The following is a 19,885-nucleotide window of genomic DNA, read 5'->3' as shown; positions in this document are numbered from 1 at the left end:
GTTAATATCATTATATCCGAAAAAAAGATCTAGTCAAAGGATTTTACAGATATTGTATGCACAGAGCATGTTATTAGAAACCGTCAATATGCGCCTCAAACAGTGCTGAGAAAGAATTTTATTGTGATTAAAATTGTGCGATTATATTACAATAAAATATATTATTTATTAACGAATTGTTGATTGTTATTTTTATAAAATGAATCAGAGTATTGATTGAAACGATATGGGAGGAGAAAGCAAATGGCACAGATCGCAGAAGTTATTAAATACGAAGGGGACAACAGCACATTTATCTGGAAACATCCCAGTGAAGATTTCAACTGTTTCACGCAGTTGATCGTTCACGAATCGCAAGAAGCGATCTTTTTTATGAATGGGCAGGCACTCGATCTGTTTGGTCCTGGTCGGTATACATTGGAAACACAAAATATTCCGATTATCGGAAAATTATTGAATCGTGTTACAGGTGATCAGTCACCGTTCCGTTGTGAGGTTTATTTTATCAATAAGACAGAGCAGATGGGTATAAAATGGGGAACAGACAGTAAAGTGCAGTATATTGATCCGACATATGGCTTCCCGATTTCAATCGGCGCAAGCGGTGAAATGAGTCTGCGGGCAGAGGACAGCCGCAAATTGCTGCTTAAACTGGTTGGTACAGAGAACTTTTTAGGACAGCAAAAACTGACGATGCTATTTCGCTCATTTTTAATGACAAGGGTCAAGACGTATATTGCGCAAGTCATGAAAGCAAATGCGATCAATATTTTCGAAATTGATGAGAATTTAACGCTTTTCTCTGAATCAATCAAAGCGCTGCTTGTACCTGATTTTGCGGATTACGGCGTATCATTGGAACAGTTTTTTGTTACGAATATTGTCAAGCCCGATGGTGACCGGCAGTATGAAACATTTATTATTCCACGTCTTACACAAGCTGTTCAGATGTTTGAGACGATTTCCGGATTTTTAGATGCGGATGCGCGTGCAGATGCATGCAGGTGTCGTATAGAAGAGCTGAAAATGATAAAACAGCAAAAAGAGGCTGAAGAAAAAAGGATACAGCAAGAGAAGCAGAAACGGGAGAAAAAAGAAAGAAAAATTACACGGATTGCCGTTTTGATTGGAATTGTAGTTCTTGGCGTTTTGATTGCGTTCAATAGTATGTTCTGTTCCGGAACACCTTCACAGGAAGAATCGGGCATAATTGATGACCAGAAATTTAACTTTGCCAATGGTGACATGAATGAGGAGCAAGCACTTGAACCTGCCGATCCATGGATTACTGAATTTGACTCGTTCGTTATTGGTGCAGGAGATCAATATACAGTCGGCTTAAAATCGGATGGAACGGTTTATGCAATCGGATACAATGTGTATGGACAGTGTGATGTTTCTGGTTGGACGGATATCATTTCTGTATCCGCGAATGCAGTGCATACAGTTGGGTTAAAATCAGATGGAACAGTGGTTGCCGTCGGACGTAATTCGGACGGGCGCTGTAACGTATCAAAATGGAACAGTATTGTGGCTGTGTCTGCCGGCAGAAGCTCGACATTGGGTCTGCGGTCTGACGGAACGGTGCTTGCCAAAGGAGCAAGCAAAGATGGCCAATGTGATGTATCGGATTGGAAGCAAATTGTGGCGATTTCTGCAGGCGGAGAACACAATGTGGGCTTAAAATCAGACGGAACAGTGGTTGCTGTCGGATCTAATCGGTATGGTGAATGCGATGTATCGGATTGGACAGATATTGTTGCAATTTCGGCTGGTAAGGATCATACAGTTGGGCTAAAATCAGACGGAACAGCTGTTGCAGTCGGCAGAAACTATGATAATGAGTGCGATGTACAAGTGTGGACGGGGATTAAATTGCCGAAAAACAAATAAGCACATATAACTCATTTTAATATGAGAGATAAAAAGAAACTGTCATGGTGTTTACCTATGACGGTTTCTTTTTATAAAGGATAAAGGTCATATCTGCTGTAAGTGTGAATATGATTGCATCTTTTTATTGAGAAAAACAATTGCTTGCGGTATAATGATCGCAAATCTACTTTTTGACTGATTCAAGGGAGATAAAGATTATGATAAAAATACTTTTCATTTGCCACGGCAATATTTGTCGAAGCCCGATGGCGGAATATGTGATGAAGCATCTGGTACAGCAGAACGGAGCAAAAGAGCAGGCCGAAATTGCTTCAGCAGCTACCAGCACGGAGGAGATTGGGAATCCGGTTTATCCGCCTGCAAAAAGAAAACTTGCTGAACACGGGATTTCTTGTAAAGGGCATGCGGCTCGACAGCTTCAAAAATCTGACTATCATCATTATGATTTGCTGATCGGTATGGATCACGCGAACATCCGAAATATGAACCGTATTTGCGGAGGAGATGCAGCAAAGAAAATACATCTGCTCATGGATTACACTTCGCATCCGGGAAAAGAAGTGGCTGATCCATGGTATACCGGCGATTTTGAAGCGACATGGCAAGATGTGCTGGAGGGATGTCAGGGATTGTTGAACATCGTGAAAGCATCATACAAGGCTTAATAGAAAATAAAAAGGTGAGGATATATGAGAAATCAACATTGGATTCAGGCAGAACCAACATGCGGCGCGCCGATTTTTCGCAGAGAATTTTATGTAAAACAAGCGGTTTTTGCACGATTGGATATTTGCGGATTAGGCTTTTATCAGCTTTATATCAACGGAAAACGAGCAGATGATTTTGAGTGTGTGCCGGCTGTCAGCCAATATCATTCTGTACTGGGATGCCGTACAACTTATCCGGTTTGGGAAGAACGATCGAATTTCCGTACTTATTATCTGACTTATGACTTGCTTCCGTTTTTGCATGATGGCATGAACGTTTTAGGCGTACGTCTGGGAAACGGATGGTATCATCAAACACAGCGCACTGCGGAAGGCTGTTTTTTGTTTGGCAACCCGATGCTTCGATATGAACTGACGATTGATTTCGCAGACGGAAGCAGCATGGTGATCGAGAGTGACCGTGAAACCGTGTGGCAGGAAAGCGAAGTGCTTTCTAATAATTTGTTTTATGGGGAACAACATGATTTGATAAAAAAAGAGCAGCTCTCAGAATGGTGTCTGCCCGATACGACCGTTTTAGGATGGAAACCGGCATTGCCTGTTCATGCACCGGAAACGCAGCTGACACAACAGTGTTTTCCGGCTGACCGCATTGTTCGAACCATTGCACCGGTACAGATCGGAACCACCAAAGACGGTGCATGTGTATATGACTGCGGTGAAAATATTACGGGATGGGTACAGCTTCTGTGTGAAAAAGCACCGGGTGGAGAGGCTTTGGTGCAGTACAGCGAAGAACTTGCACAAGGCGAGCTTGCACTTGATTTTTCCTCAACCGGAGGAACGGATCAAATTCAGCAGGACCGGTTCCGATGCGGAACACAGGAACATTCAGTCCGGCCGTATTTTTGCTGGCATGGATTTCGGTATTTCACCATATCCGGTCCGGCAAAACCGGATATGGTCGCTGTTGTACATACAGATATTCCGGTTACATCAAAATTTTCGAGTTCAAATCCAGTTTTAAACTGGATTTATGACAGCTATATCCGCACACAGCTGAACAATTTTCATGGCTGTATTCCTTCGGACTGTCCGCATCGGGAACGGCTTGGATATACCGGAGACGGTCAGCTTACCGCAGAGGCTGCGCTTTTGACGCTGGACAGCGCACCGCTTTATCGGAAATGGATGGAAGATATTTTGGACAGTCAGGGCGCAGAAACCGGTCATATTCCGCATACCGCACCGTTTTTAGGCGGTGGCGGAGGACCCGGTGGATGGGGCGGTGCTGTTTTTATTGTCCCGATGCTGTTATATCGGATGACCGGAGATCTTTCTGTGCTTCGCAAGAGTTTTCCGGCGATTCTTCGGTGGCTTTCTTATATGGAAAGCAGAAGTGAAAACGGGCTCGTTGTACGGGAGGAAGCGGGCGGATGGTGCTTGGGCGATTGGTGTACACCGCCGTCGATGGACCCGCCGGACATTCCGCCGGCATTTGTGAATACATGTTTTTATATTGAAGGATTGCAAACCGCAATCGAAGCGGCAAAACTGCTCGGTGAGAAAGAGCCTGATTTTCTGGCAAAAACGCTTCAAAAAGCAAGAAAAGCCGTCACAGATACATTCTTTGATTCGGATACCGGCAGTTTTTGCAACGGAGAAAACGGTGCCGATGCATTTGCGGTTCGGCTGCATTTAGGAGATGAGCGAACGGCAATCCGTTTGATCGAAAAATACCGGCACACACAATGTTTGGACACCGGCATTTTTGGAACAATGTATTTGATTCGGACGCTGTTTGCATTGGGTGAAGCAGATCTGGCGTTTACGTTGCTGACAGCGCGAACAGATGCTTCTTTTGCACGGATGATGGAAGCGGGAGCCACCACCCTTTGGGAAACATGGAACGGCGGTGCATCCCATGATCATCCGATGTTTGGCGCCGTCGCCGCATTGCTTTTTACAGAGATTTTGGGAATTCGGCAGAAAGAGGGAACGGCAGGTTTTTCGGACGTTCAAATACAGCCGGCGGATATTTCTGCACTCGATTGGGTATGCGGTTCGATTCGTACGCCGGCGGGAGAGATTTCTGTCAATGTAAAACGGGATCAAAACGGAAAAAGAACCGTCGAATACACGATTTCATGATGGTTAAGACAACTGCATTTTAATCCATTTGGTGTAGACAGAAAGAGGTGCCGTTATGCTTGCATACACATATCTTGAGCATGGAAAATTTGAACTGATTGAAAAACCGAAACCGGTGATACTGGATGACAGGGATGCCATAGTAAAAGTAACGCTGGCCAGCATCTGTTCGAGCGACTTGCATATTAAGCATGGCAGTGTACCTCGTGCAGCTCCAGGGATTACAGTGGGTCATGAAATGGTAGGCGTTGTCGTAGAGACGGGCAGTGCTGTCACTTCTGTAAGACCCGGCGATCGTGTGACAGTAAATGTGGAAACTTTCTGCGGTGAATGCTTTTTTTGTCAGCATGGATGGGTGAACAACTGCACCGATCAGAACGGCGGATGGGCGCTTGGATGCCGTATTGACGGAGGACAGGCAGAATATATCCGCGTACCGTATGCGGATCAAGGACTTGATAAAATCCCTGACGCTGTGACGGATTTGCAGGCGCTGTTGGTGGGAGATGTGCTTGCGACCGGATATTGGGCTGCAAACATTTCCGAGATTACAGCAGACGATACAGTGTTAATTATTGGTGCAGGTCCAACCGGATTGTGTACGCTTCAATGTGTACGGTTGTATCATCCAAAACGGATCATTATTTGCGACATCGATGAAAACCGGCTTGCTTTTGTTCAAAAGCATTATCCCGATGTATTGACTGTCACACCGGAAAATCTTCAGGAATATGTTTGTGAACACAGCGAGCATGGCGGTGCAGATGTGGTGATCGAAGTGGCAGGAAGTCACGATTCTTTCCGTATGGCATGGGAATGCGCCCGCCCGAATGCAATCGTAACAGTGGTTGCGCTGTATGATGGCCCGCAGATTTTGCCTTTGCCTGAGATGTACGGGAAAAACCTAACGTTTAAAACCGGCGGAGTGGATGGATGCTGCTGTAAGGAAATTTTGCAGCTGATTGCCGACGGAAAGATTGATACTGTGCCGCTGATCACACATACCGTTGCTTTAAAGGATATTGCGCGCGGATATGAGCTGTTTGAACATAAGCGTGACGGTGTCATCAAAGTGGCAGTGACAGTAAACTGAAAAAGCGAGTGCGGAAACTCTGCTAAGACAGCGCAAAAACGCTTTAATGAGAATGAAATTAACCAACAGAAGGCCACGGTAGAAAAAACTACCGTGGCCTTGCTTTCTCTCAAAATATTGTGAATGATAAAATCGATTATTTTCGATTCAGCCAAACCATCATTTCGCAGGCTTGCCGATTCGCAAATCCATAATACGGAATCAAGGTGAGCGTCGTTTTGTGAAAACGGCTGCCTGCAGGTGCATACAGCGTATCTGCAGCTTCTTTTTTAAACGCATCGACCGTGATTGTGTATGCAGAAAACGATTCATTCTTTGTGAGCACGGCAGTGTGTGCCGATTCTTCCGAAACATAAACAGTACGCAGCGGTGCAGTGTTGTCGATCTGCTCTGCACAGTAAACCAGCGGCCCTCTGGTACAGCAGATTTTTCCCGCATTTTGTGTCACGTTTGGGTTGCTTTCCATGAAAACAACCGGCATATCAAAACAAATATCGATTGTGGTTTCGCCGCTGCATGAAAGATAAAGATATCCGTTTTGAACGATTCCGTTTGCATCACAGCCGTTTTGACGGACAGTGTATCGGATGCACCATCCGGGAATTCGCAAGCCTACTGTTTTCGGTCCGTTTACGCGGACAGTCACAGAGCCGTCATTCGGAAAACCACTGATCATCTCGATATCATCGGTTTTGCTCGAAATATATTGATGAATCAGCGGCGTATCGTCGTTTTTTGCGAAAATATATCCGCCAAGTATTGCGAGAAGACGCGAAATATTCGGCGGACAGCAGGAGCAGGAAAAGACCTCAAGGCGTTTGGTTTCCGGAAAACAGCCTTGATCTTTCGACGAAGGATACCGATGCGCAAACTCCGGAACGATTGCAAGCGGGTTTTTATAGAAAAACGCTTTTGCATCCAATGAAATACTGCTTAAAAATCCGTTGTATAGAACGCGTTCAATCGTGTCCGCATAAACCGCGTCGGTTTGTGCGTCAAGCATGCGCTGAGCAAAGAAAATCAGCGCGATGGCAGCACAGCTTTCAGCATATGCGGTTTCGTTCGGCAGATCATAGTCAATCGTGAACGCCTCTCCATAGTAGGTGCTGCCGATACCGCCGGTGATATACATTCGTTTTTCAATGATGTTTTGAAAGATGGCTTTGCAGGCATCCATCAAGGAGTCATCCTTGCATTCATTCGCCAAATCAGCCATAGCGGTGTATAAATAACATGCGCGTACAGCATGTCCTTCGGCAGTTGTCTGCTCGCGGACGGGAAGATGATCCTGCGCATAATGGGTAGTGACCGTTTCATAAAAATCGGTGTCGGATGTACCGCGTGCATCAATAAAATGTTTTGCCAGCGCAAGATACCGCGGTTCGTTTGTGCATCGATACAGTTTTAAAAGTGCAAGTTCAATTTCTTCGTGTCCGGGTGTTTGAAACGATGATGATTTGTCGGTGACAAAGGCTTGTTCAATATAGTCGGCATAGCGGCACATCGCTTTTAAGAACTTGTCTTTGTTTGTGGCTTCGTAATATGCCACAGCCGCTTCCATCAAATGACCTGCGCAGTACAGTTCATGGTCGGTTCGGCGGGTAAACCGCGCGTGCGGTTCGCAGGTTTGAAAATAAATGTTATAGTATCCGCTGTCTTCCTGTTTGGATACGATGATATCAATCAATTCGTCGCATCGTGAAATGAGCGTTGGATCGTTGTTTTTTTGAATGATATAGGAAGCAGCTTCGATCCACTTGGCAATGTCGGAGTCCCAGAAAATATGCGGCTCGTTTGCCTCTCCTTTTCGCCATCCGAGTTTGGCGGCTTCAAAGCGTCCGGTTTCTTTGAATTTTTCATAGATCGAATAAATGGTGATGGCTGCATTGTCAGATTGACGTGTGCGCCAAAATCCATCCAAAAGCGTAACGTTTTTAAAATCAATAGATTGTGGTTTCATGGAGATGCTCCTTTCGTTTGATATAAAACAACAAAAAATAAGTGAAAAATCACTTAAATTCATATAATTTTGATCAGTATAGCACAGCATATAGCGTGTGTCAATGACTTGACATATCAATAAAACCGGCTTTTTACGGTATGTATCATCGTTTATGCTTGTAGGTCTTACGAAGTCGGCGTTTTCTGACTGGGACAAAGCGGCAGCAGTTTGGGTGCCGTCGAACACCTGGTATGGTGAGTTTCAGTGGAGAAAGCATACATTGCCGGAGCTTGGACTTTCAAAAGTCGGTGTATTTTCGACCAAACGGCTTTCGTATTCGTCGATCGGCACATGGACTTCTCATGAATATTTGCCGATGGGATATGTGGAAAACGAAGAAAGCCGTGAAGGCTGGTATTTCTCTATTTTGAACAACGGTCCGTGGCATTGGGAGATCAGTGATATCAAGGACGCGCTTTACTTGCAGTTAAGCGGTCCTACCGAAAATGAAAGCCACTTCAGCTGCATATTGGAAAAACAGTCGACGTTTGAGTCGGTTCATGCGGTGGTTGCGGTGACAGCTTCAGGTTTCGAGGATGCTGTTTGCGAAATGACAAAATACCGCCGTGCGGTTCGCAGAGAGAACGAGGATAATCGGACACTGCCGGTTATTTTCAACGATTTCATGAACTGTCTGGAAGGCGACCCCACCGCCCAAAAAGAATATCCGCTCATTGATGCAGCTGCCGCAGTCGGCTGTGAGTATTTCACGATTGACGCCGGATGGTATGCACAGGGCGGCGATTGGTGGACAAAGGTGGGTGAATGGCTGCCGAGTGACGATCGCTTCCCGGATGGAATCAAACCGGTGCTTGATGCAATTCGTCAAAAGGGAATGGTTCCGGGTTTGTGGCTTGAACTCGAAGTGATGGGCATTGACTGTCCGATTGCGAAAGAAAAACCGGATGATTGGTTCTTCTGCCGTCACGGAAAACGCGTGATCGACCATGGCAGATATCAGCTTGATTACCGCAATCCTCAGGTGCGTGCGTTTGCACATGGTGTCATTGGGCGGCTTGTGGAGGAATACGGTGTCGGCTATATCAAGATGGACTATAACATTAACGCCGGCATTGGCACACAGCTATATGCATCAAGTGTAGGCGAAGGACTTCTTCTGCACAACCGTGCATATCTTTCTTGGCTTGATGAAGTCTTCTCAAAATATCCGGATCTGGTGATCGAGAATTGCGGCAGCGGCGGCATGCGTGTGAATGACGCACTGCTTTCGCGTCACAGCATTCAGTCAAGCTCTGATCAGACGGAATATTTGCTGTATGCAGCGATTGCGGCAGCATCGCCTACCGCCGTTACACCTGAACAAAATGCAGTCTGGTCATATCCGATGACAGATGCCGATGAAGAGGCAACCATTTTCAATATGGTGAATGCGATGATGATGCGTATTCATCAAAGCGGACATCTTGCAAACCTGAAACCGGAAGCGCTCGCATTGGTAAAAGAGGGTATCACATGCTATAAAACGTACCGCACCGAACTGCCGGATGCTATGGCGTTTTGGCCGCTCGGTCTTCCGCAGAAAGAACAGGCACAGTATGCGCTGGGACTTGAATGGCCGGATCATGCATTGATTGCTGTGTGGAACTGTGCGTCAGATCCTGCTGTTGTGACACTGCCGCTTTCTTTTGCAGCTTCTGGTGCATCACAGATCTATCCGGCAGCACCGCAAAATAAAATGCAGATTGATGCAAACGGAACTTCCCTGCGAGTTTGCCTGAACGGAAAAACAGCGCGTTTGTTCCGTATTGAAAAATAAGAAAGAACCGCTTCTGCTTGCGAATCAGTTTGTCATCTGTTCTGATCATGCGGCAGCATCTGCCTGGTTTAACCCGGAAATGACCACTTTTTTATGAAAACGACAGGTTCTCCTCTAAAATAAAGACAGCAGCCACGGTACTTGTTATGTCTCCGTGGCTGCTGTTTTTTTATATGTTCGGATTTATTCACAGAATCGTTACAAAACAAAACCGCTGCATTAGTATAATTTAGTAAGACACAGCAATGTTAAAGGATAAGCGCGTTTCACGCAGGCTGTATGTCGAATTTCTTTTGTGGTAAAGGAAGCTATTTATGCTGCAAATCAAACACATATCCAAACAATATAAAACCGGTGATTTGATTCAACGAGCACTTGATGATGTATCGCTCAGTTTTCGTGAAAATGAGTTTGTCGCCATTTTAGGACCGAGCGGTTCGGGAAAAACGACGCTTTTGAATATCATCGGCGGACTTGACCATTATGATAGCGGCGATTTGATCATTAACGGAATTTCTACAAAAAAATACAAGGAACGTGATTGGAATTCTTATCGAAATCATACGATTGGTTTTGTCTTTCAAAGCTATAATTTGATACCGCATCAATCAGTTCTTTCCAATGTGGAATTGGCACTGACCATCTCGGGTATTTCCAGAAAAGAGCGAAAAAAACGAGCAACGCAGGCACTTGAGCAGGTGGGACTTCGCGATCATATTCATAAACGTCCGAATCAGCTGTCAGGCGGACAAATGCAGCGTGTAGCGATTGCGCGTGCACTTGTTAATAACCCGGATATCCTGCTTGCAGATGAGCCGACCGGCGCACTTGACAGCGAAACAAGTGTGCAGGTTATGGAACTTTTAAAGGAAGTGGCACGTGACCGGCTTGTCATCATGGTGACGCACAATCCGGAGCTTGCGGAGCAATATGCGACGCGTACGGTATATCTGCGTGACGGTCAGATCCGAAATGATACCGATCCTTATGAGCCTGATCTTACAAATGAAATGCCGCCGGTTCATAAGAATATGGGAAAAGCATCGATGGGCTTTCTTACTTCATTGTCGCTGAGTTTTAACAATCTGCGCACGAAAAAGGCACGGACATTGCTGACTGCGTTTGCAGGATCGATCGGCATTATCGGTATTGCGCTGATTCTCGCACTTTCAAACGGTGTTACGGATTATATCGAATCGATTCAGCGGGAGACGATGACGTCCTATCCGCTGACAATCAATGCAGAATCGATTGATTTAAGCAGTATGATGTCCCAAAGTGGAATGATGGGAGACGGCGGCGAAACGTCTGATCATGATTTAGATGCTGTATATTCTGACAGTACTGTGCTTGAGCAGGCAAATCAAATTACAAGCAGTATGACGAAGAATAATCTGACGGAATTCAAAAAATACCTTGACGATCCAAACAGTGAAATCGCGCAGTATTTAGGAGAAAACGGTGTCGTGTATTCGTACGATGTTCCGTTTGGCGTGTATTCAAAAAATGAGGAAGGTAAGCTGATCGACGCGACCGTCAATGCGTTCAGTACGCAGAATGCTGTTTCTTCTGATGAATTGATCGGAAGCGTTCAGCAGAGTATCATGGATTCGATGCCGGCATCTTCGATGTCATCAGAAACGTTTGTCGAGATGCTGCCCGGTTCGGGAGATACGCTTGTGAGTCAGGTGACAACAGACAGTTACGAAGTGATTTCGGGTACTTGGCCGAAAGCTTTTGATAAAGTGGTTATCATTTTGAATGAAAACAACGAGATATCCACACCTGCACTGTATGCACTGGGAATGATTCCGGAAGAAACGTACAACGAGATTATGGACGCAATTGACAGCGGAGAAGCACTTGATATTCAGACGTTTTCCTATAAATACGAAGAACTTTTAAACAAACGTTTTTATCTGATTCCTGCATGTGACTATTATGAAAAAAACAGCAATGGGACATTTGATAACCTCAAAAATGATCAATTTGCGCTTGAACGTCTTGCAGAGCAGGCAATCGAGTTAAAGGTGTCGGGTATCATTCGTCCGACAGCAGATGCCGCAAATGCAGATCTTTATGGCGCTGTTGGATATACGAGTGCACTCAAGCAGTATCTGATTGACTATGCGCAGGAAAGTGAAGTAGTGAAAGCGCAGCTTTCTTCAAAGGATATGAATGTCATCACCGGCATGCATTTTTCGCCGAAAGATGATGCAGGAAAAATTGCTGATACCAAAGAGTTTTTGGCATCGATGAGCATTTCTGATAAGGCGAAGATGTTTACGGCGATGTCGGCTTCTATGAATCCGCAGCAGGCAGCAGGAATGTCCGGAATGGATGAAACGGCAATTGCATCGATGGCAGATCGATTTTTTGCAACGGCAGAGGATGAGATTTTCCTTCAAATTTATGATGCATATATTTCTTCGGGCAGTTATGAGGACAATATGAAAGCCTTTGGCTTTGTCAGCAAAGATGCGCCGTCTTCGATTCATATTTATGCTGACACATTCGAGGATAAGGATTCCATCGCAGAATGCATTGAAAATTATAATGCGCAGGCAGACGAAAAAGATAAAATCGTTTACACCGATTTTGTTGCGATGATGACTTCGTCGATTACAATTATTATCAATGTCATTTCTTATGTGTTGATTGCGTTTGTTGCTGTGTCTTTGGTTGTTTCCTCTATCATGATTGGTATCATCACCTACATTTCCGTACTGGAACGTACAAAGGAAATCGGTGTACTTCGAGCAATCGGCGCATCAAAGCACAATGTATCGCAAGTCTTTAATGCCGAAACATTTATCATCGGATTGCTGGCAGGCCTTTTGGGTGTTGGCCTTGCGTGCCTCATGTTGATTCCGGTGAATGGATTGGTTCATATACTTGTTCAGAACACGCGCGTCAATGCATCTTTACCGATTGTAAGTGGTATTATTCTTGTAGCGTTGAGTGTCGTCTTAACACTCATTGGCGGATTGATTCCCTCACGGAGTGCTGCACGTCAGGATCCGGTCAAAGCACTTCGAAGCGAGTGAATTACAAGTGTGTTGTTTTTGGTACTTCGGCAATATTTATGATCCCTAAAATATATTCCGTGAACTAAGCGGTATGGCTCTATTTAAAAACCGACAGGCAGTTTGCCGGGTGTGCATAAGGCAGTATCAAAAAAGCACACAGAAACAGGCATTGCAGGGCAGAAACGAGAGTACGAATCAAAAGGTTCGTACTCTTGTTCTGTATATGCCGTTAAAACTGCAATCGGCACATTGGTTTTTCCAGAAAATCTTCTGTAAAATGAAAGCACCAAAAAACGCAGGAGGTTTTACGATGAAAAGCATTTATGAAAAAGCAGACGGCACCTATACCCGGCAAGGCGATTATGAGCTTCCCAATCTGAAAATACCACCCGAAAAAGAAATTGAAATCGGAATTTGGGGGCAACGATACCGGCAGTATTTGAAGCGGTATCACAAAATTTGGTATTACAATCTGCTGACTTCCGGAACATTGAACGAACATCTGGCAGAGGTAGATCAGCAGGCGGAGCGGATGTTTCAGTTGCTTGTATCCGCACTTTCTAAGCAGGAAAATGTCACAGAAAGACTGAAAGTTAACCGCCCTATGGAGTGGGTACAAAAGACGAACAGCATCCGAAACAGAGCCGTTGAAATCGTAAACAACGAGTGGATTTACATATGAGAGAGCAGAAATATCATCTATACCTTTCGGAAGATGAGTGCAGATTTCTTGTCCAAAATCTCATTTGGTTTCAGAGCAAGCTTCGGCAGGAAGGGCGCTATACCGACGCTGTGGATGGTGCGGATGTTCATAACGGATTTGATAAAAACACACGGAAATACAGTCAGGACACATATTGTCTGTGATTCGCACATTGGTTCTCTATTAACATAAAAACGATAAATAACGCAACGGCAAATAAATTTTCTCCGAAAGTCCGTTTTATTTGTATTTTCAGAAACTGCCTGTTATACTCAAGAAAACATGATAAAGGCGTCTTAAAAAATAACATGTTGTATCATTATCGTTTAAAAGAAACCGAAAATCATTTGGAGGAATGAGTATGAGCGCATTTGATAAGGTTATAGGTTATGAAACAATTAAAAACGAACTGCTGCAAATTTGCGATATGGTGCATAATAAGGAGTGTTATGAGGCTCTTGGGGCCAAGCTGCCGCAGGGTATTTTGTTATACGGTGATCCGGGACTCGGCAAAACCCTTATTGCAAAGTGCTTTATAGAAGAAAGCGGTCTTAAATCTTATGTCGTTCGGAGAAATAAGGGCAATGACGACTTTATAAGTAATATTACGGAAACTTTCCAAAAGGCAAAAGAAAACGCCGCCCCCTGCATCGTTTTTCTTGATGACATGGACAAGTTTGCCAACGAGGACAGCGATCACCGTGACGCAGAAGAATATGTAGCAGTTCAGTCAGGTATTGACGAGGTAAAGAACTGCGATGTGTTTGTCCTTGCAACAGCAAATGAAATGCGGAAACTCCCCGAATCTCTTGTGCGCTCAGGACGCTTTGACAGAAAAATCGAAGTAAAGTGTCCCACTGACAAGGATGCCAATAAAATCATTGAGCATTATCTCTCGGACAAGAAAGTCTCGGAAGCCGTTAATATGGAAGATCTTTCAAAGATGATCAGCTATAGCTCCTGTGCCGAGCTTGAAACAATTCTTAATGAGGCGGCAATCAGCGCCGCCTATAAAAGAAAGACCGATATTGAAATGGAAGACCTTGTAAAATCCGTTTTAAGAATGATTTATGACTCACCGGACAACTATACGAAGACTTCCTCAGAAGACATAAAAAAAACCGCACTTCACGAAGCCGGTCATCTTGTCGTTTCGGAAGTTCTTTGCCCGGGAAGTGTAGGACTTGCCTCTCTGCGTTCTACCGGCAGGGATTCTACGGGAGGATTTATTCACCGGTGCAAGGAGCTTTCCAGAAGACCTTATTATGTTCTTGTATCTCTTGCGGGAAAGGCCGCTGTTGAACTCTACTATTGTGATACCGTCGCAAGCGGCTGCCGGAGCGATATCAATCGGGCTTGCAATTATATCAGGGACGGTATTTCAGAGAACGCTACCCTTGGATTCGGAATGATTGATGTTTCAACACGAAGTTTTCCCGAAACTTCCGAGAATATGAACTCTCGCAGCGAGGCCGTGACTCATGCGGAACTCGAGCGGTATATGCGGATTGCCAAAGACATTCTTCTGAAAAACAGAGAATTTCTTGAGAGGGTTACTGCGGCTCTGATTGAAAAAGAAACGCTTCTCTATTCCGATATCCGCGCTTTGACGGAAGGCACAACCATTACCGAGGTGGCGGTATAAATCACTATAAACTCGTCGGTGTGAAAGAAAACAGCCCATTGGATTTCCGGACAGGAATTCCGATGGGCTGTTTATAATAAGTAAAACGATTTCGTTTTTTAGATAGCCGATTACCGCCTTCTGCTGGCGTCATAAATGAGACGAACGGCCTGCAAAACCGCTTTCTCCGGTTTTCTGTATCCGTACAGCGAGCAGACTGTTTGTACTCCCACAGTCGTAAAACAGTATTTCCCGTTAGGGCCTGCCCTAATACCCGTATATATCGGGCCGCTGCGTTTGGCTGTAAGCTCGGTACACAATGACTCAGTCCGCCAGCGCCAGCCAAATTTCAGAATCCGTGCGCGTGTCCAAACGGCGCAGCCTTTCCCAAAGAAGCCTGCCGCGTTTCTCGTCGCCTGCGATAAAATCCTGTATGTTTTGAAGCAGGTGGTCACTTTCCGGCAGAGGTTTCGGGCATACTTCCAAACGGTAAAGAGGCGAAAGAAAGCAGGTTACGTTTGAAAACAGGTTCCCGTGCTTGAGCGCGCCTAGCATCCAAGTGCCGTTTTGGCCGCGGCAAAGCGCCTGCACACAGCAGCAGTCTGTATTGTCCCCGACTTCCAGCAGCACAGCGGGGCGCTCCGGCTGAAACGGCCGGCAGTCCACGCGCACAATATCGCCGGCGCAAAACGGGACGGGCAGATTCAGATGCTGTCCGTCTTCGGAATACCGCCGGGATTCCGGAAGAAACAGATATGGTTCCCGTGTTTCTTCAAGCTTTTCAAAAAAGCACGCGCGGTCTTTGAGAAAATAATAAGTGTAGCCGTGGACGTAGGAGGCTTTTCCGCTTACCGGGTCTGTTGACGGCTTCCATTTTTGAAGCTCGTACCAGCAAAGATTACTGTAATCATCACCGGCGCTGTCCATATCATACCGGATATATTCCAAGGCGTCGTCCGCATTAAAAAACGGTGTGCCCGCAGAAATTTTCCGGTCGTCGAGCTCCTCATCGTGCCAGGCCTCAATTAGCAGAAAAACCGCTTCGGTGCCCATTTCCAGTTCCTCTAAACCCAGTTTTATCTGCTTCGCCTGATACGAAAAGGAAGCCTCAACCGTCTGCCGCGCCGCCGAGCCGGCGGCTGACTGCTCCCGCAGAGACAGACTCTCTGACGGACGATCGGAAAATAGGTTTTCCTTTGCGGCCAAATATTTCATCCAATGCAGCTTATCCGTCAACGGGACGGGTGCGCCGCAAATAAGCCCGGAAATTTGCTTTTTTGTGAGCGACACACCGGCAAGGTGTCGCCGCATAGCATCAGAGGGCAGAAAGGCTCGCAATACATCGGATTTTTCCTGCCCGGTCAGCCATCCGCCGGTATCATTCGCTCCGTTGATTTTAGGTTCATCGAGAAATTGCTTCATCCTTCTTTTTCCCTCCTTGCCGGCCAGTATCGGTCAATTTCTCTCTGCATATTTTCCCGCCCGACCGGGTTCATCGTGTGCAGTTCGATACGGTAAAAGGTACCCCGCTCTGCAAGCCAGTCAATCAACCTTATCCCGTCGCCGCCGTCCTTGGCATAGTCGCCGAGGTCATGGTCACAGTCGATAAGCTCGATAGTACACCCGGCCTTTTCGCACAGCTCAATACAGCGGATTGCCGCATTGACGCTTGTGCACCACTTGTACCCGGTAGGCGCCTTTCGCAAATCGTCCAGCCAGAGCCGGACCGGCTCTGGTTCGCAGAGCGCGGCCAGCGTCATGCCCTCTTTGGTAATGTCGCGCGGCACAAGGCTTCCGGCGTATTCCTCGGTCAAAATCGCGTGATAGGCACGTGCGAACAGCCCTTCGTCAATTTCACCCTTCAGGCAGTTTCCGAGCGCACGCAGAACGCGCCGTTTGCCGGTGAGCGGCCCGCGGTAATATTCCAGATTCATGTAATTCCACATGGTCTCATGGTAAATATTCCCGCTTTCATCCTGAAAATATCCCCATGCGGTCATATCCGAATTATCGCCGCCCCGCCGGTGGCCGGGTGCCTCTGCCTCGCCGGAAACCCCGGTCAGGACAAACGGCCCCTTGCAGTAGCCCTGCGTGTTCGGCTCCCAGACGATATCGCCCTTTTGAAACGGCGTGGGGAAAACGAAAAACAGTCCCTCGAAAGGGTCGGGTCCGGCTTGGCTCTCCCGGACGGAGAGGAGCTCCCCCTCGGCGGAAAGCTTCGATTGCATGCAGGGTTCCTCTGCGTCGGGATATGTTTTGGTGACAAGATAGCCTGCAATCTCCCCGTCCTCGTTGTCGCTGATCTCCCGGCTGATCTGGTCGTAGCATTTTGCATAGTCGGAATAGATACCCGGGTGCTCGAAGCGCTCGCCGTCCTCCTGACACTCCATCCAGCGATAAATGCCGCCGTCGTTTTCGCAAAAGACATGCAGCAGCTTTGTCTCCCGCTTCATATACGCGGCAAGAAAGCGGTGCAGGCTATCGTGCGCCTCGGTGTTGGGGCGTTCCTCGATTGCGCAGTCGGGCATCGTCCGAATAAGCTCCCGCCATGCGGCGTGCTTTTCTTCAAGCGATGCAAAGCGGCATTGGTAGATAATCCACGCCGCCTCCAACGAGCCGAACGGATATTTTATGGTTTCAAGATGCTCCCGAATATCCTTTGAGTTGATAAAGCGGTACACATTCATAGCGTTTCCTCCTTTTTGCCGGCTTCCTTTCCTGCATTTTCTGCCGAAATATAAGACATATCCTTATGGTACAGCAGATTTTCCCGAATCCCAGCCGTATTTTTTGCTTCTTCGTCCGCCCGCAGTACGCGCAGGGCGTCCAGAAACATATCCGGCCGGATTTTTCCGCTCAGCAAATCGCGCAGCGGATACAGCGCCCGCTGTTCCCCGGTGAGCGTGCCGTCGAACCGTTCCAGGGACAGATACCATCCCATATTGTCAAAAATGATTTGTCCGTCTTCCACGCTGTACGCCGAAAATGACATATCCGTCACATCGCCGTCTTTCAAAAGTATTTGGTGTAAGCGGTCCATATCCTGCGTATCGGAACGGCTCCTCCAAAATCCGTTTTCCCGCATTTCCCTGTTTGTCCAGGCCGTAATAGAGTCCAGTACATAACAGACGTTTTGCGGAAAGCGCCACGCTTTCAGGCTGTGCTTTTGGCATACAAGCTCGCCCCGCTTAAAGGGCGTCGGGAAGGCAAACCACATCCCCTCAAAAGCGCCGAGCAGCTCCTGCTCACGCTCCGTGAGCGGACTGCGAAAGGCGTCAATATCCATAACCTCCAGCCTGTTGTTCAGGCAGACCGTCATAGAGTGGTTCGGTTCGGAAAGAAGCTGCCTTTTCATGCAGACATGCAGGATATCCTCTGCGCCATAATCGCATATTTCCTCTTTTACTGTGGCAAGGCAGTCTGAAAGGGTCGGGAAAGCGCGCTCATATTTTTCGCTTTCCGAAAAGCCGTCGGGAAAATGTTCGTCCTTTAGCAATACAGAATAAAAATATACGGTGTCCGATTCCCGATGAAAATCCCGCAGCAGCTTTTCTTCCAGCTCTATATACTCCTGCAGGAAGCCGTGCATGCTTTGAATTTCACACATATTACGCCGCCGTTCCATCCGGCAGTCGGGCATGGTCTTGATTAACTCCCGCCATGCAGCGTGCTTTTCCGAAAGCGGCGCAGTCGCGCACTGCCAGACAAGAAACGCCGCCTCCGGCAACGTAAAATCGTACCGCAGGCTTTGCAGGTGCGCGCGGATATCCTTTGAGTTGATAAAGCGGTACACATTCATGATGCTTTCTCCTTTTCACCGGCTTCCTTTCCTGTATTTTCTGCCGAAATATAGGACATATCCTTATGGTATAGCAGGTTTGCGGGTAGGCGCGCATATCTATGGAATCCGGAAATCAGTAGGTGTTCACAAATCTTAATATTCTCCCTTTCTGATTCATGTTTATTTTTTCACACTCAATTGACAGCCTTATAGTGATAGCAATCCCTCTGTGCTTTGCAAACTGAACATTTCGGGTTCTTTTTGGTGCAGATTTCTGCTTTTTCTTCCGCTCCATATTGCCAAATTATTGTATCAACAAGGATTGCAGGCGGTAATATGCTGGTTCGTTTTGAAAGCTCTGAACTGTATTCATTTGCAATTTCATCACAAATTTTAATTGCTTCATAAACCGATGCGTCTTTTCCCTGCTTTTTAGAATAACCCAAGTTGCCTAATATGCGTCTAACGTGTGTGTCTGGCTTGACAACATTTACACCAAAACCTTTTAAATACTCGCAAACAAGAGCTACTCCCATTTCCTTCAATTTATATTTTGCAGCATCAGAATAATCTTTGCTTTTTCCTTCCGCCAAAAGCTGAATTAATTTTATTATACCATCAATATTGTGTGAGCCATCCGAATTATGCGTCAAGGAATAAAAACCGTGTTTAATATCGTAGACGTTGTCTTGAAACATACTTTCTAATACACCGATATCAAAAGCTAATACTTCCACTTGCTTGTCTATGCGGCGGTTACCACAGTTATGTTCTGTAACACTGCGGTAAAGTGTATCGCTTGTGGTTTTCTTTAAAATTTCAGGATCGAAATTACAAAATGCGGCCGAAATGTCTCCATTTTCAATGTACGGAACAAGATCCTGCCATCTTCTTTGACAAGAAAGCATAGCCAATATCATTTTTTCAATGTGGTCTTTCAATTCGTATGTTTTACCCTGCATATAAACTTCAGCTTCCCGTTCCAGCTCTGTTAGCTCATCTATCCAGTCTGGTCTTTCGGCGTCAATGGTTGCAAGAATTTTTTCAAACGCAAGATATTTTTTCATACATATTCCCCCGTAAAAATGTTTTGTTAATTATATCAGAATGATAAGCCAAACGTCAACAACATTATAATTTTGAAGCATTAAAAATGCAAAC

At 46.0% G+C, this 19,885-nt stretch carries 13 protein-coding genes; 8 read left to right on the top strand and 5 right to left on the bottom strand.

What is annotated here, in order from left to right; genetic code table 11:
• The first annotated feature begins 243 nt into the window (after nt 1-243).
• From H6A12_RS13405 to H6A12_RS04995, 4 genes are all read left to right on the top strand, one after another.
• On the top strand, nt 244-1,893 hold the full coding sequence (locus H6A12_RS13405; protein ID WP_243415301.1) for an SPFH domain-containing protein: 1,650 nt from the start codon (nt 244-246) through the stop codon (nt 1,891-1,893).
• A 200-nt stretch (nt 1,894-2,093) separates the two neighbouring features.
• Nucleotides 2,094-2,561 (top strand): low molecular weight protein-tyrosine-phosphatase, encoded by a 468-nt coding sequence (locus tag H6A12_RS05005; protein ID WP_204445680.1) that lies wholly within the window; start codon nt 2,094-2,096, stop codon nt 2,559-2,561.
• A gap of 24 nt (nt 2,562-2,585) precedes the next feature.
• Complete coding sequence (locus H6A12_RS05000) at nt 2,586-4,715, top strand: family 78 glycoside hydrolase catalytic domain (RefSeq protein ID WP_204445471.1); 2,130 nt, start codon at nt 2,586-2,588, stop codon at nt 4,713-4,715.
• Nucleotides 4,716-4,770: 55 nt separating this feature from the next.
• A complete protein-coding gene (locus H6A12_RS04995) occupies nt 4,771-5,808 on the top strand; it encodes an alcohol dehydrogenase (protein WP_204445468.1) in 1,038 nt (345 codons plus the stop codon).
• A gap of 136 nt (nt 5,809-5,944) precedes the next feature.
• On the opposite strand, the gene H6A12_RS04990 is transcribed toward H6A12_RS04995, so the two are convergent.
• On the bottom strand, nt 5,945-7,768 hold the full coding sequence (locus tag H6A12_RS04990; RefSeq protein ID WP_204445466.1) for a glycoside hydrolase family 127 protein: 1,824 nt from the start codon (nt 7,766-7,768) through the stop codon (nt 5,945-5,947).
• A gap of 154 nt (nt 7,769-7,922) precedes the next feature.
• Here H6A12_RS04990 and H6A12_RS04985 point away from each other — a divergent pair, with 154 nt between their 5' ends.
• From H6A12_RS04985 to H6A12_RS04970, 4 genes are all read left to right on the top strand, one after another.
• A complete protein-coding gene (locus H6A12_RS04985; RefSeq protein WP_204445464.1) occupies nt 7,923-9,587 on the top strand; it encodes a glycoside hydrolase family 36 protein in 1,665 nt (554 codons plus the stop codon).
• 314 nt (nt 9,588-9,901) lie between these two features.
• On the top strand, nt 9,902-12,634 hold the full coding sequence (locus tag H6A12_RS04980; RefSeq protein ID WP_204445462.1) for an ABC transporter ATP-binding protein/permease: 2,733 nt from the start codon (nt 9,902-9,904) through the stop codon (nt 12,632-12,634).
• A gap of 292 nt (nt 12,635-12,926) precedes the next feature.
• A complete protein-coding gene (locus H6A12_RS04975; protein ID WP_204445459.1) occupies nt 12,927-13,298 on the top strand; it encodes a TnpV protein in 372 nt (123 codons plus the stop codon).
• Between the two features lie 382 nt (nt 13,299-13,680).
• Nucleotides 13,681-14,964 carry an AAA family ATPase gene (locus H6A12_RS04970; RefSeq protein WP_204445457.1) on the top strand — a complete coding sequence of 428 codons (1,284 nt, stop codon included), beginning with the start codon at nt 13,681-13,683 and terminating at the stop codon, nt 14,962-14,964.
• Nucleotides 14,965-15,267: 303 nt separating this feature from the next.
• Here H6A12_RS04970 and H6A12_RS04965 read toward each other — a convergent pair whose 3' ends face one another.
• The 4 genes from H6A12_RS04965 to H6A12_RS04950 all read right to left on the bottom strand — a co-directional run bounded on the left by H6A12_RS04965 (nt 15,268) and on the right by H6A12_RS04950 (nt 19,791).
• Nucleotides 15,268-16,365 (bottom strand): hypothetical protein, encoded by a 1,098-nt coding sequence (locus H6A12_RS04965; protein WP_204445455.1) that lies wholly within the window; start codon nt 16,363-16,365, stop codon nt 15,268-15,270.
• Nucleotides 16,362-17,630: a cyclic-phosphate processing receiver domain-containing protein gene (locus tag H6A12_RS04960; RefSeq protein ID WP_204445452.1), complete on the bottom strand. Its 1,269-nt coding sequence runs from the start codon at nt 17,628-17,630 to the stop codon at nt 16,362-16,364. Before H6A12_RS04960 ends, H6A12_RS04965 begins: the two co-directional genes overlap by 4 nt.
• On the bottom strand, nt 17,627-18,742 hold the full coding sequence (locus H6A12_RS04955; RefSeq protein WP_204445450.1) for a hypothetical protein: 1,116 nt from the start codon (nt 18,740-18,742) through the stop codon (nt 17,627-17,629). The genes H6A12_RS04960 and H6A12_RS04955 overlap by 4 nt, the downstream gene beginning before the upstream one ends.
• A gap of 176 nt (nt 18,743-18,918) precedes the next feature.
• The gene (locus tag H6A12_RS04950; protein WP_204445448.1) at nt 18,919-19,791 is read right to left on the bottom strand and encodes a hypothetical protein; all 873 of its coding nucleotides are present in this window, start codon (nt 19,789-19,791) and stop codon (nt 18,919-18,921) included.
• Nucleotides 19,792-19,885 lie beyond the last annotated feature (94 nt).

It is taken from the genome of Merdimmobilis hominis (assembly GCF_016901855.1).
In the GTDB taxonomy this organism is placed as follows: Bacteria; Bacillota; Clostridia; order Oscillospirales; family Ruminococcaceae; genus Paludihabitans.
The sequence above is the reverse complement of the archived record's forward strand: the minus strand, read 5'-3'. Positions and strand labels throughout refer to the sequence as shown.

Bases quoted from the DNA above. Each gene is read 5' to 3' on its own strand.
- H6A12_RS04975 (WP_204445459.1), top strand. From the start codon at position 12,927: ATGAAAAGCATTTATGAAAAAGCAGACGGCACCTATACCCGGCAAGGC.
- H6A12_RS04960 (WP_204445452.1), bottom strand. From the start codon at position 17,630: ATGAATGTGTACCGCTTTATCAACTCAAAGGATATTCGGGAGCATCTT.
- H6A12_RS04965 (WP_204445455.1), bottom strand. From the start codon at position 16,365: ATGAAGCAATTTCTCGATGAACCTAAAATCAACGGAGCGAATGATACC.
- H6A12_RS04950 (WP_204445448.1), bottom strand. From the start codon at position 19,791: ATGAAAAAATATCTTGCGTTTGAAAAAATTCTTGCAACCATTGACGCC.
- H6A12_RS04955 (WP_204445450.1), bottom strand. From the start codon at position 18,742: ATGAATGTGTACCGCTTTATCAACTCAAAGGATATCCGCGCGCACCTG.
- H6A12_RS04995 (WP_204445468.1), top strand. From the start codon at position 4,771: ATGCTTGCATACACATATCTTGAGCATGGAAAATTTGAACTGATTGAA.
- H6A12_RS13405 (WP_243415301.1), top strand. From the start codon at position 244: ATGGCACAGATCGCAGAAGTTATTAAATACGAAGGGGACAACAGCACA.
- H6A12_RS05005 (WP_204445680.1), top strand. From the start codon at position 2,094: ATGATAAAAATACTTTTCATTTGCCACGGCAATATTTGTCGAAGCCCG.
- H6A12_RS04985 (WP_204445464.1), top strand. From the start codon at position 7,923: ATGCTTGTAGGTCTTACGAAGTCGGCGTTTTCTGACTGGGACAAAGCG.
- H6A12_RS04970 (WP_204445457.1), top strand. From the start codon at position 13,681: ATGAGCGCATTTGATAAGGTTATAGGTTATGAAACAATTAAAAACGAA.
- H6A12_RS05000 (WP_204445471.1), top strand. From the start codon at position 2,586: ATGAGAAATCAACATTGGATTCAGGCAGAACCAACATGCGGCGCGCCG.
- H6A12_RS04990 (WP_204445466.1), bottom strand. From the start codon at position 7,768: ATGAAACCACAATCTATTGATTTTAAAAACGTTACGCTTTTGGATGGA.
- H6A12_RS04980 (WP_204445462.1), top strand. From the start codon at position 9,902: ATGCTGCAAATCAAACACATATCCAAACAATATAAAACCGGTGATTTG.